Annotated in this window: 19 protein-coding genes and 3 tRNA genes; 1 reads left to right on the top strand and 21 read right to left on the bottom strand. The window is 61.1% G+C overall.

Annotation, left to right across the window (positions count from 1 at the left end; translation table 11 throughout):
* Position 1 precedes the first annotated feature (1 nt).
* The 21 genes from AC0IXA_RS18685 to leuC form a co-directional block, all read right to left on the bottom strand.
* Positions 2 to 541: a (2Fe-2S)-binding protein gene (locus AC0IXA_RS18685; protein WP_016773947.1), complete on the bottom strand. Its 540-nt coding sequence runs from the start codon at positions 539 to 541 to the stop codon at positions 2 to 4.
* Complete coding sequence (locus AC0IXA_RS18680; protein WP_471814291.1) at positions 534 to 3,365, bottom strand: xanthine dehydrogenase family protein molybdopterin-binding subunit; 2,832 nt, start codon at positions 3,363 to 3,365, stop codon at positions 534 to 536. The genes AC0IXA_RS18685 and AC0IXA_RS18680 overlap by 8 nt, the downstream gene beginning before the upstream one ends.
* A gap of 477 nt (positions 3,366 to 3,842) precedes the next feature.
* A tRNA-Asp gene (locus tag AC0IXA_RS18675) sits at positions 3,843 to 3,919 on the bottom strand.
* Positions 3,920 to 4,012: 93 nt separating this feature from the next.
* Positions 4,013 to 4,089, bottom strand: a tRNA-Asp gene (locus AC0IXA_RS18670).
* Positions 4,090 to 4,144: 55 nt separating this feature from the next.
* Positions 4,145 to 4,220 (bottom strand) — tRNA-Val (locus AC0IXA_RS18665).
* A gap of 183 nt (positions 4,221 to 4,403) precedes the next feature.
* Entirely contained in the window at positions 4,404 to 5,180 is a 777-nt protein-coding gene (locus AC0IXA_RS18660; RefSeq protein WP_071171659.1) for an SDR family oxidoreductase, read from the bottom strand.
* The gene (locus AC0IXA_RS18655; protein WP_471814288.1) at positions 5,177 to 6,388 is read right to left on the bottom strand and encodes an O-succinylhomoserine sulfhydrylase; all 1,212 of its coding nucleotides are present in this window, start codon (positions 6,386 to 6,388) and stop codon (positions 5,177 to 5,179) included. The genes AC0IXA_RS18660 and AC0IXA_RS18655 overlap by 4 nt, the downstream gene beginning before the upstream one ends.
* A 69-nt stretch (positions 6,389 to 6,457) precedes the next feature.
* Positions 6,458 to 7,963 carry an amidophosphoribosyltransferase gene (purF, locus tag AC0IXA_RS18650; RefSeq protein WP_016773943.1) on the bottom strand — a complete coding sequence of 502 codons (1,506 nt, stop codon included), beginning with the start codon at positions 7,961 to 7,963 and terminating at the stop codon, positions 6,458 to 6,460.
* A 41-nt stretch (positions 7,964 to 8,004) separates the two neighbouring features.
* On the bottom strand, positions 8,005 to 8,565 hold the full coding sequence (locus AC0IXA_RS18645; protein WP_016773942.1) for a CvpA family protein: 561 nt from the start codon (positions 8,563 to 8,565) through the stop codon (positions 8,005 to 8,007).
* 98 nt (positions 8,566 to 8,663) lie between these two features.
* Complete coding sequence (locus tag AC0IXA_RS18640; protein ID WP_024012393.1) at positions 8,664 to 9,326, bottom strand: SPOR domain-containing protein; 663 nt, start codon at positions 9,324 to 9,326, stop codon at positions 8,664 to 8,666.
* The gene (gene folC / locus AC0IXA_RS18635; RefSeq protein ID WP_471814286.1) at positions 9,310 to 10,617 is read right to left on the bottom strand and encodes a bifunctional tetrahydrofolate synthase/dihydrofolate synthase; all 1,308 of its coding nucleotides are present in this window, start codon (positions 10,615 to 10,617) and stop codon (positions 9,310 to 9,312) included. The genes AC0IXA_RS18640 and folC overlap by 17 nt, the downstream gene beginning before the upstream one ends.
* Entirely contained in the window at positions 10,614 to 11,534 is a 921-nt protein-coding gene (accD, locus tag AC0IXA_RS18630; protein WP_016773939.1) for an acetyl-CoA carboxylase, carboxyltransferase subunit beta, read from the bottom strand. The genes folC and accD overlap by 4 nt, the downstream gene beginning before the upstream one ends.
* Positions 11,535 to 11,733: 199 nt before the next feature.
* On the bottom strand, positions 11,734 to 12,366 hold the full coding sequence (locus AC0IXA_RS18625) for a phosphoribosylanthranilate isomerase (RefSeq protein ID WP_471814284.1): 633 nt from the start codon (positions 12,364 to 12,366) through the stop codon (positions 11,734 to 11,736).
* A 64-nt stretch (positions 12,367 to 12,430) separates the two neighbouring features.
* Positions 12,431 to 13,255: a tRNA pseudouridine(38-40) synthase TruA gene (gene truA, locus AC0IXA_RS18620; protein WP_016773937.1), complete on the bottom strand. Its 825-nt coding sequence runs from the start codon at positions 13,253 to 13,255 to the stop codon at positions 12,431 to 12,433.
* A gap of 266 nt (positions 13,256 to 13,521) precedes the next feature.
* Positions 13,522 to 16,188, bottom strand: a complete 2,667-nt coding sequence (locus tag AC0IXA_RS18615; protein WP_471814283.1) for a motility hub landmark protein FimV — start codon at positions 16,186 to 16,188, stop codon at positions 13,522 to 13,524.
* 209 nt (positions 16,189 to 16,397) lie between these two features.
* On the bottom strand, positions 16,398 to 17,408 hold the full coding sequence (locus AC0IXA_RS18610) for an aspartate-semialdehyde dehydrogenase (RefSeq protein ID WP_471814281.1): 1,011 nt from the start codon (positions 17,406 to 17,408) through the stop codon (positions 16,398 to 16,400).
* Positions 17,409 to 17,655: 247 nt separating this feature from the next.
* Positions 17,656 to 18,768: an aspartate-semialdehyde dehydrogenase gene (gene asd / locus AC0IXA_RS18605; RefSeq protein WP_186532610.1), complete on the bottom strand. Its 1,113-nt coding sequence runs from the start codon at positions 18,766 to 18,768 to the stop codon at positions 17,656 to 17,658.
* A gap of 66 nt (positions 18,769 to 18,834) precedes the next feature.
* Positions 18,835 to 19,917 carry a 3-isopropylmalate dehydrogenase gene (gene leuB, locus AC0IXA_RS18600; protein ID WP_016773933.1) on the bottom strand — a complete coding sequence of 361 codons (1,083 nt, stop codon included), beginning with the start codon at positions 19,915 to 19,917 and terminating at the stop codon, positions 18,835 to 18,837.
* Positions 19,918 to 19,972: 55 nt separating this feature from the next.
* The gene (locus tag AC0IXA_RS18595; protein WP_471814279.1) at positions 19,973 to 20,740 is read right to left on the bottom strand and encodes a class I SAM-dependent methyltransferase; all 768 of its coding nucleotides are present in this window, start codon (positions 20,738 to 20,740) and stop codon (positions 19,973 to 19,975) included.
* A gap of 95 nt (positions 20,741 to 20,835) precedes the next feature.
* The gene (leuD, locus tag AC0IXA_RS18590; protein WP_024012386.1) at positions 20,836 to 21,480 is read right to left on the bottom strand and encodes a 3-isopropylmalate dehydratase small subunit; all 645 of its coding nucleotides are present in this window, start codon (positions 21,478 to 21,480) and stop codon (positions 20,836 to 20,838) included.
* Positions 21,481 to 21,491: 11 nt separating this feature from the next.
* Positions 21,492 to 22,910: a 3-isopropylmalate dehydratase large subunit gene (leuC, locus tag AC0IXA_RS18585; protein ID WP_016773930.1), complete on the bottom strand. Its 1,419-nt coding sequence runs from the start codon at positions 22,908 to 22,910 to the stop codon at positions 21,492 to 21,494.
* 139 nt (positions 22,911 to 23,049) lie between these two features.
* On the opposite strand from leuC, the gene AC0IXA_RS18580 reads away from it, so the two are divergent.
* A complete protein-coding gene (locus AC0IXA_RS18580; RefSeq protein ID WP_024012384.1) occupies positions 23,050 to 23,940 on the top strand; it encodes a LysR family transcriptional regulator in 891 nt (296 codons plus the stop codon).
* Positions 23,941 to 23,957: the final 17 nt, after the last annotated feature.

Raw genomic sequence — 23,957 nt, 5'->3', positions numbered from 1 at the left:
CTCAACCCTCCTTGACCAGACCAAGATCGGTCAGCACGTTGCGCGTGGCGTTGTAATAACGCACGTAGCCGGTGCAGCGGCAGACGTGATGGCCGAGGCTGTCCTCGATCACCTGTTCCAGCTGACTTTTGACGATCGGCTGGCGCTGCAGCTTCTCGACCAACACGGTGGCGGCGTTGACGAAGCCTGGCGCGCAGTAGCTGCACTGGAAGGCGAACTCGTCGACAAAGCGCTGCTGGATCGGATTGAGCTCGGTGACCTGGCCCTGCTCGTCGCGAGTGGCATGGCCTTCGATGGTGCGAACTTTCTTGCCCTCGAAGTAATGCGCACCGGTGATGCAGGTGCGCACTTCCTCGCTGGTGCCGTCGGGGTTATCGACGATCACCACACAGGCGTGGCAGATCCCCTGACCGCAGCCCAGCCGCGAGCCGGTGAGGTTTTTGTATTCGTGCAGGTAGTCGATCATCGGCAGGTCATCAGGGATGTCCACCGGGCCGACGGATTGACCATTGAGGGTCAGTTGAAGCGGACGGTTAGCCATTGAGGGCCTCCTTGATGCGCGCAGCGGTGATAGGCAAGTCACGAACACGTTTACCGATGGCGTGCGCCACGGCGTTACCGATGGCACCGACAATCGGGATCATCACCACTTCGGCGATGCCCTTGGACGGATCGCTCGGCGACAGCGGCGGCAGGATCTCCGCGGTCTGCTTCCACACCGCAACGTGACGCGCCATCGGCAGGCGGTAACGGTTGAAGTTCCAGTCACCCTCCCCCGGCCCGCCTTCGTACAACGGCATCTCTTCCATCAGCGCATGACCAATACCCATGGCGATACCGCCTTCGAGCTGGCCCTTGACCAACTCTTCAACCAGCACCCGACCACACTCGATCCACGAATGGTGGTTGAGCACCTGAACTTCCGCCGAGCCTTTATTGACCTTCAACTCGACCAGCGTCGCGACCGGGCTGTAATAGGTCACGGCAGCGTTGTTCAACTGCACTACCGGGTAGTTGACGTTCTGCCGATCAAGCAAGTGGAAGCCGGCGCTGTTCATCTGCGCTTTCTTTGCTTGCGGCGCGCCATCGCCGTATTTCACCGCCAGACCGTCGAGCGGCAAGCGCTCGCGCACACCGTCGATGCTGTATTCGGCTTCGGCCCAGCTCCAACGGTTGAAACCGTGCACCGTGGCACCCGTCACCAGACCGCGTTCGTGGGCGCGCTTGGCCAGTTCTTCGAAACTCAGCGGCTGCATGCCGTTGGCGGTCAGCTTGCCATCGACCCAATGCGCATCTTCGCGACGCACCACATAAGGGTTGGCCTGGCCGCCGTACGGACCCTGACGCCAGATCTCCAGCGCCGCGGGCCACAAGCCGTGGTTGAACAGCACCCGCGCCGCTTCACGGGTCGCGTGGCTGAAGTAATAGGCGGAGTTGGTCGCCGAAGACGCCGACGCCAACTTGCCGACCCAGCGCGGATTGCGCAGCAGATTGTCCTGCTCGGCCTGACTCATGATGTACGGGTTGCCGCTGGTGATCAGCTGCATTTCCTGCCACTCGGTTTCTCCGGTCTTCACATCATGCGCCGGGCTGCCGAGGAAATCGGCGACGACCAAGGCTTGCGAAGTGGACATGCCGGTGCCGATTTCGATACCGATGTGGCGCAGGGTGATGCGCCCGTCAGCGGTGAATTCGATGCTGGCCATCGGCGCTTCGGAGCCGGTGCCGAAGTCTTTCTGGCAGATGGCGAAACCGACGCCGTACCAGTTATCCGGGTCTGCCGCTTCACGTTGCTGCTTGATCGTGTCGCGATTTTTCCAGACTTCGTGCACCGAGGCCTTGTCGAGAATTTCGTGCAGGCGCAGTGCACCGGCCGGGATTGCACCCTGGGTGTTTTTCATGCCGGAGCGCAGGGCATTCCTGCGGCGCAAATCGATGGCGTCGACACCCAGGCGATTGGCGATCTCGTCGACCATCATTTCGGTCGCCGCCATGCTTTGCAGAGTGCCGTAACCGCGCATCGAACCCGCCTCGACCGCGCGCGAGTGATACGCGGTGACCTGCAGATCGTTCTGCGGCATGTAGTAGATCGACTGCGCTGCGGTGGCGCCAACCGCCGCCACCGATGGGCTGTAGTTGACCCGACCGCCGCCGTCGACGCTCATTTCCGCGCGGAAAATCTTGAAGGTGTAGTCATTCTTGTCCACGGCCAACTGGTAGCGGATGTCGAACGGGTGACGCTTGATGCCGCTCTGGAACTGCTCGTAGCGGTCGTTGGCCAGACGCACCGGCATACCGGCGCCGTACAGCGCAGCCAGGGCTGCGTAGTAGACAAAAATGTTGTGGTCTTTCGAGCCATAGCCGACGGTATAGCCCGGGTGCATGTTCAGATTGGCCAGGCCGAAACGCGACGGCCCGATCATCTTCGCGGTCTCGGTCGCGACTTCCAGCGGGCATTGCGTCGCCACGACGAAATGCAGAGTTTTGGTTTTCGGGTCGTACCAGCCGTTGCCGTTGTCTGGCTCGAGGGCGGCCGGTTCGATCGACGGCGTCTTGTAGCGCTCATCGAACACCAGCCAGTTGTCCGGCGGCGTGTCGATTTCCTGCTTCATGCGGTCGGCGTAGAACAGGCCGCGCTCGGTGAGGTTGCCATGCAGGTTCGGCGATGCATTCCACACTGGACGGCGGTTCTTCAGCATCGGGAACAGGATCGAATCCTTGAGGCTGGCGAACTCGTCTTCGTCCGCCGAGGTCGCGCCACCGACGCGCACGTAGCGGAAGCTGCCGTAGGGATCGCCTTCGTAGAACGGCACTTTGGCGCCGTAACGAATCGCTTTGTCATTGAATTTGAGTTGATTCTTGGCCTGACGGAAACGCTCGAAATCGTTCCAGATCAGAATCGCTACCGGGTGCCCGATGAACATCGGCACTTTGCCTTCCGGCAGCAATGGATCAGGCGCGTGCTCTTCGGGGAAGACGATACCGTCCTTGTCCAGATCGGCAGCGGTAACGATGCGGTCCGGCTGCAGATCAGCGCCGAGCCACGACAGGTCGTAACCTGCGTAGATACGGTCGGCCTTGATGGTTTTCAGCAGCATGGCGTGACCCTGTTGCTCAGGCCAGCCAGGCATGTCCTTGGCGCGGATGTCGCGGGCAAACACCTTGCTGCCGCAGACCTTGGACAAGGCATCGTTACGTTGCCGCGCCTTGCCGTTATTGCCGAGCCATTTCTCGGACGGCACGGTGACGCTGTTTTCCATCAAGGCAGCCAGCGCCTGACTGCTGAGCGGCGTAAGCGTAACGCTCACACCCGCCACCAGCCCGCCCTGGAGGAACGAGCGCCGGGATATTTCACGGTTGGACATGGATCATCCTCTGGGCGGTTATAGGTCCGCCCTTGTGGTTATCTACTGGGGATCTCGAGTCGTGCAGAAGCTCTTTCTGGCGAAGCAAAGAGCTGTGTTGACAGTGCAAAGCTGACCGAAAGGTTAACTTTAAAGGTTTCTGCGCCCACAGCAAACAACCAATTACAAAAACCTGACTAAATAATCAAAAAAATCAATGCGACGTGGCACCGCAGGAGGCTTGCAGAGATTCTTGTAGGAGCTGTCGAGTGAAACGAGGCTGCGATCTTTTGATCTGGATTTTTTAAGAGCAAGATCAAAAGATCGCAGCGTGCCGCAGCTCCTACAGGAGGATTTGCGCAGGAGTTCGAGAGGGGAATAGCCAAACTTCAGACACAAAAAACCCCGGTCTTTCGACCAGGGTCTTTGCTATCGATCCGATTCAGCCTACGACTGGTTTCGGCGCTTCAAGGCGTTCAGTGGTCCTTGAAACAGATATGGCGCAGCGGACGGGACTCGAACCCGCGACCCCCGGCGTGACAGGCCGGTATTCTAACCGACTGAACTACCGCTGCGTATCGCTTTGAGCTTGCGCTCAAGTAACTCGTGTTGATTACCGGCTTCGGTGCCTGGCAATCGCGAACCAGATCAATCTGACTCGTAAAATATGGCGCAGCGGACGGGACTCGAACCCGCGACCCCCGGCGTGACAGGCCGGTATTCTAACCGACTGAACTACCGCTGCGCGTCGGTGCAGGCACTTTCAGCCTACTCTCTTGCTTGCGCAAGCTTCTCGGGAGTGGTGGGTGATGACGGGATCGAACCGCCGACATTCTGCTTGTAAGGCAGACGCTCTCCCAGCTGAGCTAATCACCCGTTTGCATCTCCGAGGCCGCGAAATTTACGCAGGTGGCGAAGCTAAGTCAATAGCAGGATTGGAGTTTTTTTCAAAAACGGGTTTTAGCTGCAAGCTGCAAGCTGCAAGCTGCAAGAAAAAGCAGGATCACCTAAAGCAGGCACACCAGCGTCTTGCTTTAGCTTGCAGCTTGCAGCTGCCTTTCACTGCTCGTAGATCATTTTCTTGGTCATGCCGCCATCGACGACAAATTCCTGGCCGGTGACAAATCCGGCATTCCTCGACAGCAACCACGCCACCATCGCCGCCACGTCCTCGACAGTCCCTACCCTGCCCGCCGGATGCTGAGCATGATCGGCATCGGCCAAAGGTTCGGCGCGACGCACCGAGGGATCACGGGCATCAATCCAGCCAGGACTGACTGCGTTCACGCGGATTTCCGGTCCAAGGCTGATTGCCAGCGCATGGGTCAGCGCCAACAGCCCGCCCTTGCTCGCCGCATACGCCTCGGAGTCCGCCTCCGACTGTCGCGCGCGGGTCGAGGCCAGATTGACGATCGAACCGTTGTGCGCACGCAGATAAGGCGCACAGTGCTTGGCCAGCAACATCGGCCCGCTCAGATTCACCGCCAGCACCCGATTCCAATACGCCAGATCGAGGCTTTCCAAGGTGATGTTGTGCGGATCGGCGACCGCCGCGTTGCAGACCAATGCATCAAGGCGACCAAACTGCCCCAATACCTCGGCCACGCCCAGCGCGACCTGATTTTCGTCGGCGACGTCCATGGCGATGAACCAGGCGTTCTCGCCGAGCACCTTCGCCACTTTCGAACCACGCACCCGATCAAGATCGGTCAGCACCACCTGCCAGCCTTCGCTGATCAGCCAAGCGGCGATTCCGAGGCCAATACCGCGCGCAGCCCCAGTGACCAGCGCCACGCGGCCATGGGTGTTGGCCGCGGGTGTGGACAACTCGATCACAATGCCGCCAGACCGCGCGCCAGGTCAGCTTGCAGGTCAGCCACGTCTTCCAGACCGACCGCAATGCGGATCAGACTGTCACGAATGCCTGCCGCTTCACGCTCCTGGGGCGCCAGACGGCCGTGGGAGGTGGTGCTTGGATGGGTGATCGTGGTTTTGCTGTCGCCGAGGTTGGCGGTGATCGAAATCAACCGCGTGGCATCGATAAAGCGCCAGGCGCCTTCTTTGCCGCCCTTGACCTCGAAGCTGACCACCGCACCAAAACCCTTCTGCTGGCGCTGGGCCAACTCGTGCTGCGGATGGCTCTTCAGACCGGCGTAATGGACCTTCTCGATGCCGTCCTGCTGCTCCAGCCATTCGGCCAGCGCCTGAGCGTTCGCGCAATGCGCTTTCATGCGCAGGTTGAGGGTCTCGAGGCCTTTGAGGAAGATCCACGCGTTGAACGGGCTGAGGGTCGGCCCGGCGGTCCGCAGGAAACCCACCACTTCTTTCATCTGTTCACCGCGACCGGCGACAACGCCGCCCATGCAGCGACCCTGACCGTCGATGAACTTGGTCGCCGAGTGCACGACAATGTCCGCGCCGAGCTTCAGCGGCTGCTGCAACGCCGGGGTGCAGAAGCAGTTGTCGACCACCAGCTGCGCGCCCTTGGCATGAGCGATTTCAGCCAGGGCGGCGATATCCACCAGTTCGGCCAACGGATTGGACGGCGATTCGACAAAAAGCAGTTTGGTGTTGGATTTGATTGCCGCATCCCAGGCCGACAGATCGGCCAGCGGGACGTAATCGACTTCGACACCGAAGCGCTTGAAATACTTCTCGAAGAGGCTGATGGTCGAGCCGAACACGCTACGCGACACCAGCACGTGATCGCCAGCACTGCACAGGCTCATTACCACCGCCATGATCGCGGCCATGCCGGTGGCCGTGGCGACGGCCTGCTCGGCGCCTTCCAGCGCGGCGATGCGCTCTTCGAATGCGCGCACGGTCGGGTTGGTGTAACGCGAATAGACGTTGCCCGGCACTTCGCCGGCAAACCGCGCCGCCGCATCGGCAGCGGTGCGGAACACGTAACTGGAGGTGAAGAACATCGGGTCACCGTGTTCGCCTTCCGGCGTGCGGTGCTGACCGGCACGGACGGCCAGGGTATCGAACGCTACGCCTTGGAGGTCGCTGTCCAGCCGACCGGCATCCCATTCCTGACTCATGCTGTCTCTCCTTGCTGTGTTCTTGAAAAATGTCAGATACAAAACCGGCCCCTCAGGGCCGGTGGAAACTCAGTTGTTGTACAGATCGATGATCGCACTGACTGCCTGGGTCTTGACCTTCGAGGCATCGTTGCGCGCCTGTTCGATCTTGTTCAGGTAAGCCTCGTCGACGTCACCAGTCACGTACTTGCCGTCGAACACCGCGCAATCGAAGTGCTCGATCTTGATCTTGCCGCCGCCGACCGCTTCGATCAAGTCAGGCAGGTCCTGATAGATCAGCCAGTCTGCACCGATCAGGTCGGCCACGTCCTGAGTCGAACGGTTGTGCGCGATCAGTTCGTGAGCGCTCGGCATGTCGATACCGTAGACGTTCGGGAAGCGCACCGCAGGTGCCGCCGAGCAGAAGTAGACGTTTTTCGCGCCGGCTTCGCGGGCCATCTGGATGATCTGCTTGCAAGTGGTGCCGCGCACGATCGAGTCATCGACCAGCATCACGTTCTTGCCGCGGAATTCCAGCTCGATGGCGTTGAGCTTCTGGCGTACCGACTTCTTGCGCGCAGCCTGGCCCGGCATGATGAAGGTGCGACCGATGTAACGGTTCTTGACGAAACCTTCGCGGAATTTCACACCCAAGTGATTGGCCAGCTCCAGCGCGGCAGTACGGCTGGTGTCCGGAATCGGGATGACCACGTCGATGTCGTGCTCAGGGCGCTCGCGCAGGATCTTCTCGGCAAGCTTCTCGCCCATTCGCAGACGTGCCTTGTACACCGACACGCCGTCGATGATCGAGTCCGGACGCGCCAGGTAGACGTGTTCGAAAATGCACGGGGTCAGCGACGGGTTGGTTGCGCACTGACGAGTGTGCAGCTTGCCATCTTCAGTGATGTAAACCGCTTCGCCCGGCGCGAGGTCGCGAATCAGGGTGAAACCGAGCACGTCCAGAGAAACGCTTTCCGAGGCGATCATGTACTCGACGCCTTCGTCAGTGTGACGCTGGCCGAACACGATCGGGCGAATGCCGTGCGGGTCGCGGAAACCAACGATGCCGTAGCCTGTGACCATCGCCACAACGGCGTAACCACCCACGCAGCGGTTGTGCACATCGGTCACAGCGGCGAACACGTCTTCTTCGGTCGGCTGCAGCTTGCCGCGCTGGGCCAGCTCGTGGGCGAACACGTTAAGCAGCACTTCCGAGTCGGAACTGGTGTTGACGTGACGCAGATCGGATTCGTAGATCTCTTTGGCCAACTGTTCAACGTTGGTCAGGTTACCGTTGTGCGCCAGGGTGATGCCGTACGGCGAGTTGACGTAGAACGGCTGGGCTTCGGCCGACGTCGAGCTGCCGGCAGTCGGGTAACGGACGTGGCCGATCCCCATGTGGCCGACCAGACGCTGCATGTGACGCTGCTGGAACACGTCACGCACCAGGCCATTATCCTTGCGCAGGAACAACCGGCCATCATGGCTGGTCACGATACCGGCAGCGTCCTGGCCGCGGTGCTGGAGCACGGTTAGCGCGTCATACAGCGCCTGATTGACGTTCGACTTACCGACGATACCGACGATGCCACACATGCGACGCAACCCCTACTTAATGGATCTGAACTGAACAGCACTCACTGAGGCGTTTTCGCCGTCGGCAAGAGCTGCTCCTTGAACGGAATTTCAGCGGGTACGCTGATTCCGCTGGCAAGCCACTGACTGCTCCACCCGAGTATCAGGTTTTTGGACCAGTCGGCGACCAATAGAAACTTGGGCACGAGCTGTGATTCTTTCCACCACCCGTCCTGCTGTACCGGCCCCAGGCTCAACAGCCCGACCGCCACGACCACCAGTAACACGCCACGCGCTGCGCCGAAGGCCATGCCGAGGAATCGATCGGTCCCGGACAACCCGGTAACGCGAACCAACTCGCCGATAAGATAATTGATCATTGCGCCCACGATCAGTGTGGCGACAAACATGATGGCACAGCCCGCGATCACGCGAGCCGATGGGGTTTCGATGTATCCGGCGAGGTACTCGGACAGTGAGCCACCAAACATCCAGGCAACCGCTCCTGCGATGATCCAGGTCAGCAGCGATAACGCTTCCTTTACGAAGCCGCGGCTCAGACTGATCAATGCGGAGATGGCGATGATTGCAACGATCGCCCAGTCAACCCAGGTAAATGGCACAGTGCAGCCTACAGACGGATAAGGCGGCGCATTTTAGCAGAGCGCATGGCTGTCGGTAAGCTGCGATTGTCAGTGCTTTTCAATCGAGGTGATAGATTTCAGCCACGTTCAGGCTGAAAACGGACAACGAAGCCCTTGAGGTTCTGCTGACGACTCAGCAGATCACGCAGACGGTCGGCTTCGGCACGCTCGATCAGCGGACCGACGAACACCCGATTCTTGCCATCGGCCGAACGAATGTAGGCGTTATAACCCTGGCTGCGCAGGTTCTTCTGCAGGCTCTCGGCGCTGGCACGGCTCGACAGGCTGGCAAGTTGCACTGACCAGCTCACCGACAGACCGTTGGCATCGACGCGGCTCTGCGTGGTGTCAGGCTTGCTGGTTGCGGAGGTGATTGGCTGAGCCGGCGCCGGAATCGGCTTGGCCACCGGTGGCGGCGTTGCCGGGCGGGCAATCTGCGCCGGGATGGTCGGTGCCGGGGCGGCCGGAGCAGCAGCCGGAGCAGCAGGCACCACTTCTTCAGCGACCTCTTCGTCCGTTGGCACCGGCTCTTGTGGCAAAGCCTGGGGCTCAGGCACGGCGACCGGGTCCATTTGCACCTGCGGCATGGCCGAAGGCTGAGGCGCAGCCGGGGCCTCGACGGTCACCTGACGCTGCTCATCCTGACGGGAAAACAGCATCGGCAGGAAGATCACCGCCAGCGCCACCAGCACCAGCGCGCCAACCATGCGCTGCTTGTACGCTTTATCCAGCAAAGCCATTTGCCGCTTCCTCCGTGGAGCGCCGGGCCAGCCATTCAAGGGCCTCGGCGACACAATAAAATGATCCGAACAACAGAATCTCGTCGTCGCTGGTTGCCTCAGCGCACTGCCCTTCCAGAGCGGCCGCAACGCTGGCATAGGACGTAACCGAAGCACCAAGGTTCTGCAGCGCTGCCTCAAGCTCAGCTACGGGACGCGCACGCCGCGAATCCAGCGGCGCGACAGCCCAATGCGCGACACTAGCATTCAATTCGCCAGCAACACCATCGAGATCCTTGTCCGCCAGCAACCCGAACACCGCCAGACGCTTGCCAACCGGCGGCCGCGCAGCCAGACGTCGCGCGAGATATTCAGCGGCATGCGGATTGTGACCGACATCCAGCAACAGGTTCAGGCGCTTGCCGTTCCATTCGAACGAACGACGATCGAGGCGCCCGACCACGCGCGTCGCCTGCAACGCTGCGACAATCTGTTCGGCATTCCACGGCAAACCTGTCAGCAGATAGGCTTGCAGCGCCAGCGCGGCGTTTTCCATTGGCAGATCGAGCAGCGGCAAGTCGCGCAACTCGACCACTTGGCGTAGGGCATCGGTGCCGCGCCACTGCCAATGCTGCTCGGTGATGCCAAGATCGAAATCGCGTCCACGCAGGAAGAACGGGCAAGCCAGTTCGTGCGCCTTGTCGAGCAGTGGTTGCGGAGGATTCAGGTCGCCACACAGAGCAGGCTTGCCCTGGCGGAAAATTCCAGCCTTCTCGTAGGCTACGGATTCGCGGGTATCGCCCAGATAATCGGCGTGATCGACACCGATGCTGGTGACCAGCGCGATGTCGGCATCCACCACATTGACGGTATCCAGACGCCCGCCCAATCCCACTTCTAGCACCACAGCATCAAGCGCGGACTGTTGGAACAGCCAGAACGCCGCCAGGGTGCCCATTTCGAAGTAAGTCAGGGAAGTCTCGCCGCGGCCCGCCTCAACCGCAGCAAAGGCTTCGCACAGCTGGGCGTCAGTGGCTTCGACGCCATTGAGTTGCACCCGCTCGTTATAACGCAGCAGGTGCGGAGAATTGTAGACGCCAACGTTCAGGCCCTGCGCACGCAGCAAAGAAGCCACGAACGCGCAGGTCGAACCCTTGCCGTTTGTGCCGGTGACCGTGATCACCCGAGGCGCCGGCTGGCCCAGCCCCATGCGGGACGCTACCTGTTGCGAACGCTCCAGGCCCATGTCGATGGCCGACGGATGCAACTGCTCGAGGTAGGCGAGCCATTCACCAAGGGTGCGCTGGGTCATACGTTGGCAGGCACCGGCGGCACCACGATTGGCTCGATCGGCGCGGCGACGAACTTCGGCGTCGGCTTGCCAGTCATCTGTGCCAGCAGGTTACCCAGACGCGGACGCAGCTCCTGACGGTGGATGATCATGTCGATGGCGCCGTGTTCCAGCAGGAACTCGCTGCGCTGGAAGCCTTCCGGCAGTTTTTCGCGCACGGTCTGCTCGATTACCCGCGGACCGGCGAAGCCGATCAGGGCCTTCGGTTCGCCAACGATGACGTCACCGAGCATCGCCAGACTGGCGGAAACGCCGCCGTAAACCGGGTCGGTCAGTACGGAGATGAACGGAATGCCTTCTTCACGCAGGCGCGCCAGCACGGCCGAGGTCTTGGCCATCTGCATCAGCGAGATCAGCGCTTCCTGCATGCGTGCACCACCGGAGGCGGCGAAGCAGATCATCGGGCAGCGGTTTTCCAGTGCGTAGTTGGCAGCGCGAACGAAGCGCTCACCGACGATGGCGCCCATGGAACCGCCCATGAAGTTGAATTCGAATGCGGAAACCACTACCGGCATGCCCAGCAAGGTACCGCTGACCGAGATCAGCGCATCTTTCTCGCCGGTCTGCTTCTGCGCAGCGACCAGGCGGTCCTTGTACTTCTTGCCGTCGCGGAATTTCAGACGGTCAACCGGCTCCAGGTCAGCACCCAGTTCATTGCGGCCTTCCGGGTCGAGGAAGATGTCGATGCGCGCACGTGCGCCGATGCGCATGTGGTGGTTGCACTTGGGGCAAACATCCAGGGTCTTTTCCAGCTCCGGACGGTACAACACCGCCTCGCAGGACGGGCATTTGTGCCACAGACCTTCAGGCACCGAGCTCTTCTTGACCTCCGAGCGCATGATCGAAGGGATCAGTTTGTCTACTAACCAGTTGCTCATGCTTTCTTTCTCCAGTACCGGCGGCCCGAACGCTCTGGTTCGCAGCCCCGCGTATGCCCTTGAGCTAAATTCATGTGTGTGGCGATGGTTGGTGAAGAGTCGCGGTCAGCGCGGAACATGACCTGCGTACGATTCAGCAACCCTCAGCCGCGCCTGCTTTGTGCAAGTGCATTGATGGACGGCGGCAGACTGCCAGCCGTCACATCGACGATGTATTGCCGCGCACCGCGTTGATGAATGCGCGAATCTTGTGGTGATCCTTGATGCCTTTGCTCGCCTCTACTCCGCCGCTGACATCCACCGCGTAGGGCTTGACCCGCGCTACCGCGTCGGCAACGTTCTCCGGCGTCAGGCCGCCGGCCAGAATCAGCGGTTTGCTCAAATGTTGCGGAATCAGTGACCAGTCAAACGCCTCGCCGGTTCCGCCAGGCACCCCTTCGACATACGTGTCGAGCAGTATGCCACTGGCGCCGGGAAAGGCATCGCACGCAGCGGCAATGTCATCGCCGGCCTTGACCCGCAGCGCTTTGATGTACGGACGATGCCAGCCTTCGCACTCCTGCGCGCTTTCGTCGCCATGGAATTGCAGCAGATCAAGCGGCACCGCATCGAGGATTTCTCCCAGCTCGCAACGACTGGCGTTGACGAACAGCCCCACGGTGGTGACGAACGGCGGCAACGCCTTGATGATCGCCCTTGCCTGCTGCACATTCACTGCACGCGGGCTCTTGGCGTAAAACACCAGACCGATCGCATCGGCACCGGCTTCGACGGCGGCCAGTGCATCTTCGATGCGGGTAATGCCACAGATCTTGCTGCGAACAGCTGACATGTCAGGAAAACCTCAAGGCAAAATCCGAAAACGTCCCGGATGGTAACAAAAGCGTCCGAGGGCGTCAGCCGTCAAGTTCGGAGAAACCCGTAAGGAAATGTGGCCCGATAAAGCGCTCGGGCAACGGGAATTCGTCGTGATACTCGACCTGCACCAGATAGAGCCCATATGGATGCGCCGTCACCCCGCCGGAGCGACGCTCGCGACTCTCCAGCACTTCTTTCATCCACTCCACCGGGCGCTCCCCGGCACCGATGGTCATCAGCACACCGGCAATATTGCGCACCATGTGATGCAGGAAGGCATTGGCCCGAATGTCGAGCACGATCATCTTGCCGTGACGAGTCACGCGCAGGTGATGCATCTTCTTGATCGGCGACTTGGCCTGGCACTGACCGGCCCGGAACGCGCTGAAATCGTGAGTACCGATCAGGTACTGCGCGGCCTCGGCCATGCGCTCGGCGTCGAGCGGGCGGTGATTCCAGGTGATCTCTTCATTGAGGTGCGCCGGGCGAATCTGATCGTTGTAGATCACATAGCGATAACGCCGGGCGATGGCTTTGAAGCGCGCGTGAAAATGTGCCGGCATGACCCTGGCCCAACTGACACTGATGTCGTGGGGCAGATTGATGTTGGCGCCCATGACCCAGGCTTTCAGCGAGCGATCAACTTGAGTGTCAAAGTGCACCACTTGGCCGCAGGCATGCACGCCTGCGTCGGTACGTCCGGCGCATTGCAGGGAAACCGGCGAATTGGCGACTTTCGACAGGGCCTTTTCAAGCTCTTCCTGCACCGTCGCCACACCGGTCAACTGACGCTGCCAGCCGCTGTAGCGCGAGCCTTTGTACTCAACGCCCAGGGCGACGCGGTAAAAGCCGTCGGGCGCCATTTCAGCGACCGGGTTATCTATGTTTGCCAAGGTGGGACAGCCTGCTGATTTGCAAAGGCGGGCATTATAAGGCGGTGGGCCGGGGATGCCAGAGTTCTCTATCGGCAGTACCGCCCTCTTCGCGAGCAGGCTCGCTCCCACATTTGCAATGCGCCCCCCTGTGGGAGCGAGCCTGCTCGCGAAAGCAATCGCTCAGACACCGCCGAATCCGGCACCAACAAAAACGGCAGCCCCACCGGGCTGCCGCTCGTTGTTTTCCGCTGAACTTACACCAGGTTGGAAAGCATTTCCTTGGCTTCGCCCCGCTGCTTCTCGTCACCCTCGGTCAACACTTCGTTGAGGATGTCACGGGCACCGTCGGCGTCGCCCATGTCGATGTAGGCCTGGGCCAGATCGAGTTTGGTCGCCGCTTCGTCGGTGCCGGCGAGGAAGTCGAAATCGTCTTCGCCCAGATCGTCACCCATCGCGGCGTCCGCTTCGGTGAAGCTCGGTTCGGCCATGCTCTGCGACAGGCGATCCAGCTCGGCATTGACGTCGTCCAGCTCGGCCGCGAAGGCATCCGGCTCAGCAGCCGGGTTGCTGTCCATTTCGTCCGCCAGCGACAGGTCGAAATCGGCTGGCAGCTCCAGATCGTCCTGCGGCACGTCAGCAACTACCGGTGTCTCGACCGGCGGCAAGTCCTTCCCCCCGTCGTCCAGATCCAGCAGGAAGTCATCTTCAGCCAACGTGGCCGGCGATGGTTCGGCGCCCAGATCCATATCCAGATCGAAGTCCGACAGATCGTCGAGATTGTCTTTCATCTCGGTTTGTTCTTGCAGCACTGAAGCGAAGCTCAGGTCGTCTTCGGCCGGAAACGCGTCGAGCTCGACAGGCGCTTCTGGCTCGGCCACTGGCGCAGGATCGACCGGGGTGATGTTGTCGAGATCATCCAGGCTCAAATCGAACGCAGTGTCGAGGTCGTCAGCGGCAGCCTCGGGCGCTTGCGGCTCGTCTTGCAGCAATTCCTTGACGTACTGCGCGTCCAGTTCGGCAGCGACGGCGGCAGCTGCCAGCCCACCGGCAGCGACCACAGCCATGGCCGGGAAGCGGCTTTTCAGCGCTTCGACCTTGGCGAAGTTATCGCCATTGGCTACCAGCTGACGCTCTTGCGCTACGAACGCATCGCGATCGCCCTGCTGGCCGTAGACTTCCATCAGCTTCAGGCGCAGATCGCTGCGTTCCGGCTCAAGACTGACGCCCTCTTCCAGCAGCGCGGCGGCTTGATTGAGGCGACCGGCATTGATGTGCGATTGCGCTTTGTCGAGCACGTCATCGGAGCGCTCGCCGGCCGGTGCCACCAGAGGTGCGGCAATCGGCGCAGCCATTACCACCGGAGTGACGACCGGTGCAGGGGCTGGCGCAGGTGCCGGAGCTGGCGTGTTGAGTTTGACGCTGGCCGCTGGGGTTTCGAGGCCAGAGAAGCTGCTTTCCGGCAGATCCTGCTCAGCGGAGAACTCTTGCTCTTCAGCCAGAGCGCGGGCCATGCGCAGGTGCTTTTCGGCCTCCTGCTGGGCTTTGCGACGGCGCGCCAGCAGCAACAATAGAAGCAGGAGAACCACCGCACCGCCGCCGATCAGGCCGAGCAGGATCGGATTGGTCAGCAGTTCATTGAAGGCTTTGTCGTCATCGGCGGCAGCAGGCGGCGTGGTTTCAACCACTGGCTCGACGACCGGCTCAACCGGGGATTCCGCTGGCGGCGCGATGGCCGACTCTGGAGTCGGTGAAGCCGCTGCGGCGTCGGCCGGGGTGGCTGGCGGGGTCGCCGCCAGTTCGGCAGTGATCGCCGGCACCGGCGGTACAGCAGCAGTGGCGCCAGGCGCAGCGCCGGCACCAGCGCCGTCGGCCTGCATCTTCGCCAGTTGATTGTTCTTCAGCTCGATCAGCTTTTGCAGCTTGTCCAACTGGCTCTGCAGATCCGCCATGCGGCTTTTCAGTTCCTCATTGTCACGACGGGTCGTGTCGAGGTTTTCCTGAGTGATAGCCAGTTTGTTGCTCAGCGCCTTGGCGTCGCCGGCCGGGCCTTTCGCACCGGGCTTGGCGCTTTCCGCCGAGACCAGGCTCAGGTTGTCCTGAGCGTTGGCCGCTGTACCGGTATTGCCACGACCGCGATTGGTTGCATCCAACTGCTGCTGACCGGTGCCAGGCTTGGCCACGTAACGACGGCCCTGACGCCACGCTTCGTTCTGCGCCGCCACTTCAGCGATGGCTGCCGACTGCGGCAGCGCCGTGCTTTGTACCGGATCGGGCAGACGCAGCACCTGGCCGGTTTTCAGACGGTTGATGTTGCCGTCGATAAAGGCATTCGGATTGAGCGCCTGAATCGCCAGCATGGTCTGCTGCACCGAGCCACCGTTGCGCGCCTTCGCGGCGATTTCCCACAGGGTGTCGCGCGGCGTGGTGGTGTATTGATTGCGATGGGTGGCGCCAGTGGTTGGCGCGGTGATGGTCTGCGACGGCGCCGGCTGCGCGGCGGCGTCTGCGGTCTGCGGCGAGAACTTCGACGGATCGAGCAGCACGCTGTAATCACGCAGCAGGCGGCCATTGGGCCACATCACCTGCACGAGGAACTTCACCATCGGTTCCGACAGCGGTTGGCTCGAGGTCACGCGCAACACGCTTTTGCCGCTGGCGTTGAGTACCGGGGTGAACGTCAGATCATTGAGAAAGGCCTGCCGATCGACGCCAGCCTTGGCGAAGTCTTCAGGGGAAGCCAGGCTCGGCACCACCTCGGCGGCGGTGAGATCCTTGACGTCGAGCAGCTCGATTTCAGCCACCAACGGCTGGTTCAGGGTCGACTTCAGGGTCAGCTCCCCGAGCCCGAGGGCATGCGCCATACCGGAGGACAGCGCCGAGGCGGCCGCTATTGCTAACACCAGTTTGCGAACTTGAACCATAGCCTCATCCTTTGTTTGAACGTTCCTCGGCCAGCGAGAAGCTTTTGAATACCGCTGCCGTAAGGCATTGCACGCGACGACGGGGGTCGCCGCGCGCGATCATTTCGGTGCTGCCCCGGAAAGTCCCGGAGGGTGACTCGTCATCGACGCGCTTCGGGCAAGCATAGCGCTCACCTAGAATCAGTCGACAAATTGTTGCCAAGTATCTTTTACAGCAGGTCTTTTATCAACAACTCAGCCAGTTGCACGGCATTGAGCGCCGCGCCTTTGCGTACGTTATCTGACGTCAGCCAAAGATTTAGTTCCGCCGGGTCGTCGACACCACTGCGCACGCGGCCGACATAGACCACGTCCTGCCCCACCGCATCGCCGACCGCGGTCGGATAATCGCCGGCCTCGACCAGCTCGATGCCCGGTGCAGCCTCGAGCGCGGCGTTGACCTTTTTCAGGTCAACAGCGCTGCCTGACTGCAAGGTCACGCTAAAGCTATCGCCAAAAAACACCGGGGCTTGAACGCAAGTGGCAGAAATCTTCAATAAAGGTTTTGCCAGCACCTGGCGCAGCTCGCGTACCAGACGTTTTTCCAGCAGCGTGTGACCCTGAGCATCAGGCGTACCAACTTGTGCCAGCAGGTTGAACGCCATCTGCCGGTCGAAGAACGTCGGTTCCAGCGGACGCATGTTGAGCAGCTCGGCGGTCTGCCGCGCGAGCTCGGTGACCGCTTCGCGACCTTGCGCAGAAACGGCCAGGTTGGCGGTGACGTTGACGTATTGCAGATCGAGCAGATCAAGCAACGGCGCCAGCACCACGGCAAGCGTAGTGGCCGACGGGCTTGGGCTGCTGACCTGGAACGGGCTTTTCAGACTGGCGAGAATATCGGCATTGGCCTCGGGCACCACTTGTGGCGCCTGCTCCGCAGGCAACGCGCCGGATAAATCGATCAGAGAGCAACCGGCAGCGTGGGCGCGAGCGGCGTAGCTCAGCGACACCGCAGCGCCGGCGGCGAAGAACACCAGTCTGACCTTGCTGAAATCGAACTCGTCGACCTCGCGCACGCGGACGTTTTTGTTGCGGAACAGCACCGAGCTGCCGGCCGACTCACTGCTGGCCAGCAGGTGCAGATTGCCGACCGGGAAGTCGCGTTCTTCGAGAATCTGTACGAGGGTTTCGCCGACAGTACCGGTGGCGCCGATAACGGCGATATCGAAAGTCTGGGTCATGGAGCTACCTCTGGCAAAACGGGGGGAGCGGCACTTTACCGGGTGGGTGGCGCACAGGCAATTTCTGCCCGTACCGATCGTTCCCACGCTCTGCGTGGGAATGTCTCAACGGACGCTCCGCGTTCTGCTTTGGAAGGGACGCAGAGCGTCCCGGGATGCATTCCCACGCGGAGCATGGGAACGATCATTGCGCATAAAAAAACCCGCACCTCTCACAAGGCACGGGCTTCTTCATTGCTTCAAGCGATCAACGCTCCAGCAGGATCCGCAGCATGCGGCGCAGCGGTTCGGCCGCACCCCACAGCAGCTGGTCGCCGACGGTGAAGGCGCCGACGAATTGCGAACCCATGTTCAGCTTGCGCAGACGACCGACCGGTACATTCAGGGTGCCGGTGACCTTGGTCGGGCTCAGCTCCTGCATGCTGATGTCGCGGTTGTTCGGCACCAGTTTGACCCAAGGGTTGTGCTGGCTGATCAGCCCTTCGATATCGGCGATCGGTACGTCTTTGTTCAGCTTGATGGTCAGCGCCTGGCTGTGGCAGCGCATGGCGCCGATGCGCACGCAGATGCCGTCGACCGGGATCGGGCTCTTGAAGCGACCGAGGATCTTGTTGGTCTCGGCCTGGGCCTTCCACTCTTCGCGGCTCTGGCCGTTCGGCAGTTCCTTGTCGATCCACGGGATCAGACTGCCGGCCAGTGGTACACCGAAGTTTTCGGTCGGGTACGCTTCGCTGCGCATGGCCTCGGCCACGCGACGGTCGATGTCGAGGATCGCGCTCGCCGGGTCGGCCAGTTGATCGGCGACAGCGGCGTGGGTCGCGCCCATCTGCTTGATCAGTTCACGCATGTTCTGCGCGCCGGCGCCGGAGGCCGCCTGATAGGTCATGGCGCTCATCCACTCGACCAGACCGGCCTCGAACAGACCGCCCAGGCCCATCAGCATAAGGCTGACGGTGCAGTTGCCGCCGATGTAGTTCTTGGTGCCCGCGTCCAGCTGCTGGTCGATGACCTTGCGGTTGACCGGGTCGAGAATGATCACCGCGTCATCGTTCATGCGCAGGCTCGACGCCGCGTCGATCCAGTAACCCTGCCAGCCGGCTTCGCGCAGCTTGGGGAATACTTCGCTGGTGTAGTCGCCGCCCTGGCAGGTCAGGATCACGTCGAGGGTCTTCAGCTCGTCAATGCTGTAAGCGTCCTTGAGCGGAGCAATGTCCTTGCCCACGGACGGGCCTTGGCCACCGACATTGGACGTGGTGAAAAACACCGGCTCGATAAGATCGAAATCCTGCTCTTCCAGCATCCGCTGCATGAGCACGGAACCGACCATCCCGCGCCAACCGATCAGACCTACACGTTTCATCGCAACTACACCTTCTTGAAAAGTGGGCCGCTGCTTTGTATTGAATTTTGCAGCGGGCCCGAGAGATTACAGATTCCGCAGCGCGGCGACTACTGCGTCGCCCATTTCCTGCGTACCGACTTTGGTACAACCGGCCGAGTGGATGTCACCGGTGCGCAAGCCCTGATCGAGCACGACGCTGACGGCTTTTTCGATGGCATCAGCGGCGTCGTGCAGATTGAAGCTGTAACGCAGCATCATCGATACCGACAGGATCGTCGCCAGCGGGTTTGCAATGCCTTTGCCAGCGATGTCCGGCGCCGAACCGTGGCACGGCTCGTACATGCCCTTGTTGTTGGAGTCCAGCGAGGCCGACGGCAGCATGCCGATCGAACCGGTGAGCATCGACGCTTCGTCGGAGAGGATGTCGCCGAACATGTTGTCGGTGACGATCACGTCGAACTGCTTGGGTGCGCGCACCAGTTGCATGGCGGCGTTGTCGACGTACATGTGGCTCAGTTCGACTTCCGGGTAATCCTTGGCCACCTGCTCGACCACTTCACGCCACAACTGGCTGGATGCCAGGACGTTGGCCTTGTCCACCGAGCAGAGCTTCTTGCCACGAACCATGGCCATGTCGAAACCGACACGGGCGATGCGGCGGATTTCGCTTTCGCTGTACGGCAGGGTGTCGTAGGACTGACGCTCGCCATTGTCCAGCGTACGGGTACCACGCGGCGCGCCGAAGTAAATGCCGCCGGTCAGCTCACGGACGATGAGGATGTCCAGACCGGCAACGATTTCCGGTTTCAGGCTCGACGCGTCGGCCAGTTGCGGATAGAGGATCGCCGGGCGCAGGTTGCCGAACAGGCCCAGTTGCGCACGGATTTTCAGCAGACCGCGTTCAGGGCGGATATCACGCTCGATGGTGTCCCATTTCGGCCCACCGACAGCGCCCAGCAGCACGGCGTCGGCAGCGCGGGCGCGATCAAGGGTTTCGTCGGCCAGCGGCACGCCATGCTTGTCGATGGCCGCGCCACCGATCACGTCGTGGCTCAGCTCGAAGCCCAGGCTGTACTTGTCATTGGCCAATTCCAGCACCTTGACCGCTTCGGCCATGATTTCCGGACCAATACCGTCACCCGGGAGAATCAGAATCTGCTTGCTCATGCTTTCCTCGTGTCTTCAAGCGGTGCGCCAGTGAACGGCGCGCCGGGAAAAATTCTTATCGCTCGGCCATCAGTACGATCACATCGGTACTGAACGAGCCGTCGGCATCAATTTCGAAATATTCACCCACTTCGTTGCCCATCGACTGCTGCAACTGGCGGATCGCCGCGCGCATCACTTCAGGTGTGCGCATGCGCTCGACCCAACTGCTGTACTCCAGACGCAGGCGCTGACGCGTGGTACTGCGCATATGCAGACCGGCCTCGCTGACCTGGCGCAGCCACTCTGCGGCGGAGTAGTCGCGGACATGGCTGGTATCGCGCAGCACTTCGACGCTTTGCAGGTAAGTGTCGAACAACGGACTGCCCGGTGACAACACGTCAACGAAAGCCGCCACCCCGCCCGGCTTCAGCACCCGGCGCACTTCGCGCAAAGCCAGGCCGAGGTCGCTCCAGTGATGCGCCGAATACCGGCTAAACACAAAATCGAACTCGCCATCGGCGAACGGCAAGCGCTCGGCAGCGCCGTTGACGGTAATGATGTTGCTCAAGCCGCGATCGACGGCAGCGCCGGCAACCACATCAAGCATTTGCTGCGACAGGTCGTAAGCCACCACCTCCCTGACCAGCGGCGCCACATGAAAGCTGACATGACCGGCGCCACACCCCAGATCCAGCACCCGCGCACCACCCTGCCCGGCCAGTTCAGCCTGTAGCAGCGCGAATTCGCTGCCTTGGGCGTGAACCGCGCTGCTCAGGTAAGCGGCGGCCTGTTCGCCGAATTGCTTCTGGACGACCTGGGTGTGCTGGGCGGTGCTGGTCATGGATCACATCCTGTAAGCAGTGTTATTTGAAATACATTCCCTGTGGGAGCGAGCCTGCTCGCGAAGAGGCCCGCCCTGACTACATCAATCTCGAATCACGCGTCGCGAAACAACCACGGCTGGCTAACTCGATGCTTGGCCTCGAACGTCGCAATCGCATCGCCGTCCTGCAAGGTCAGACCGATATCGTCCAGACCATTGAGCAGGCAGTGCTTGCGAAACGCGTCGATCTCGAAGCTATACACCTTGCCATCCGGGCGGGTCACGGTCTGCGCTTGCAAGTCGATCTGCAATTGATAACCCGGCTCGGCTTCAACTTGCTTAAACAGTTCATCAACTTCTGCATCGCTGAGGATGATCGGCAGCAGGCCGTTCTTGAAACTGTTGTTGAAGAAGATGTCGGCGTAACTCGGCGCGATGATGCTGCGGAAACCGTACTCTTCCAGCGCCCACGGCGCGTGTTCACGGCTCGAGCCGCAGCCGAAGTTCTCGCGGGCGAGCAAAACGCTGGCGCCTTGATAACGCTCGGCGTTAAGCACGAAGTCCTTGTTCAGCGGGCGCTTGGAATTGTCCTGATACGGCTGGCCGACATCGAGGTAGCGCCACTCGTCGAACAGGTTCGGACCGAAACCGGTGCGCTTGATCGACTTCAAGAACTGCTTGGGAATGATCTGATCGGTGTCGACGTTGGCACGATCCAAAGGCGCGACAAGACCAGTGTGCTGGGTAAAAGCTTTCATGCTGCGCTCCTTTAAATCAATTCACGAACGTCGATGAAACGGCCGTTCACCGCTGCCGCCGCTGCCATGGCCGGGCTGACCAGGTGGGTACGGCCACCGGCGCCCTGACGGCCTTCGAAATTACGGTTGGACGTCGAGGCGCAATGCTCGCCGGACTCCAAACGGTCCGGGTTCATCGCCAGGCACATCGAGCAACCCGGCTCACGCCATTCGAAACCGGCCTCGAGGAAAATCTTGTCGAGGCCTTCGGCTTCGGCCTGCGCCTTGACCAGACCCGAGCCCGGCACGACGATCGCCTGCTTGATGGTCGAGGCCACCTTGCGGCCCTTGGCGATTACCGCAGCGGCGCGCAAGTCTTCGATGCGCGAGTTGGTGCAGGAACCGATGAATACGCGATCAAGCTGAATGTCGGTGATCGCCTGATTGGCGGTCAAACCCATGTATTTCAAGGCGCGGACGATCGAGTCGCGCTTAACCAGATCCATTTCCTTTGCCGGGTCCGGGACGTTCTGATCCACGGCCAAGACCATTTCAGGCGAAGTGCCCCAGCTGACTTGCGGCTTGATCTGCGCGGCGTCCAGCTCGACCACGGTATCGAATTTGGCATCGGCATCGGAAACCAGGTCTTTCCAGGCTTCGACGGCCATGTCCCACTGCTCGCCTTTCGGCGCGAATGGACGACCTTTGACGTAGTCGATGGTCTTCTGATCCGCCGCCACCAGGCCGACGCGGGCGCCGGCTTCGATGGACATGTTGCAGATGGTCATGCGGCCTTCAACGGACAGATCGCGGATCGCGCTGCCGGCAAATTCGATGGCGTGGCCGTTACCGCCGGCGGTGCCGATCTTGCCGATCACCGCAAGGACGATGTCCTTGGCGGTCACGCCGAACGGCAATTGGCCTTCGACGCGCACCAGCATGTTTTTCATTTTCTTGGCCACCAGGCACTGCGTGGCGAGGACGTGCTCGACCTCGGAGGTGCCGATGCCGTGGGCCAACGCACCGAATGCGCCGTGGGTCGAGGTGTGCGAGTCACCGCAGACCACGGTCATGCCCGGCAAGGTCGCGCCCTGCTCCGGACTGATCACGTGAACGATGCCCTGACGCACGTCGTTCATCTTGAACTCGACGATGCCGTATTCATCGCAGTTGTCGTCGAGGGTCTGCACCTGCAAACGCGAAACCTGATCGGCAATGGCTTCGATGCCGCCCTTACGCTCAGGGGTGGTCGGTACGTTGTGATCCGGGGTCGCAATGTTGGCATCGATGCGCCAAGGCTTGCGCCCGGCCAGACGCAGGCCTTCGAAAGCTTGCGGCGAAGTCACTTCGTGGATGATGTGACGATCGATGTAGATCAGCGCCGAGCCATCGTCGCGCTGCTTGACCAAATGCGAATCCCAGAGCTTGTCGTAGAGCGTTTTGCCGGCCATCAGACGGTTCCTCATCAGCTTGTTTCTATGCCCTGGGCTTATCAATAACCCTTTGGCTTGTGAGGCCGATCCTATGGGGTTAGATTAAATAACTCAAATTCATATTTTTTATGCTTTGGATAACCAACTGGAATGCGACATGGACTTGGCTAACCTCAACGCTTTTATTGCCATCGCCGAGACCGGCAGCTTCTCCGGCGCCGGCGAACGCCTTCATCTGACACAACCGGCGATCAGCAAGCGCATCGCCGGTCTTGAGCAGCAATTGAAGGTACGCCTGTTCGACCGCTTGGGCCGCGAAGTCGGCCTGACCGAGGCCGGTCGCGCCCTGCTGCCACGGGCTTATCAGATTCTCAACGTGCTCGACGACACCCGCCGCGCCCTGACCAACCTGACCGGCGAGGTCAGCGGTCGCCTGACGCTGGCCACCAGTCACCACATCGGCCTGCATCGCTTGCCGCCTCTATTAAGGGAGTTCACCCGCCGCTACCCACAGGTTGCGCTGGATATTCAGTTTCTTGATTCGGAAGTGGCCTACGAGGAAATTCTCCACGGCCGCGCAGAATTGGCGGTCATCACCCTCGCGCCAGAGCCGCATACCTTGGTCAAAGCCACGCCGGTGTGGGACGACCCGCTGGATTTCGTCGTCGCCCCGGAGCATTCGCTGATCAACAACGGTGCCGTCAGTCTGGCGGACATCGCCGGCCACCCCGCGGTTTTCCCCGGCGGCAACACCTTTACCCACCACATCGTCCAGCGTTTGTTCGAAGCCCAGGGCCTGACGCCGAACATCGCCATGAGCACCAACTACCTGGAAACCATCAAGATGATGGTCTCCATTGGCCTGGCCTGGAGCGTGCTGCCGCGCACCATGCTCGACGAACAAGTGGCAAGCATCGCATTGCCGGGCATACAGCTCACTCGCCAGCTAGGCTATATCTTGCACACCGAACGGACGCTATCGAATGCAGCACGCGCCTTCATGGCCCTGCTGGATGCACAAATCGATCGGCCAGGGATCCCGGCCTGACTTGTGCTACTCCTATA

The sequence above is a fragment of the Pseudomonas sp. AC083 genome (assembly GCF_979253165.1).
This window is presented reverse-complemented; position numbering and strand designations above follow the sequence as displayed.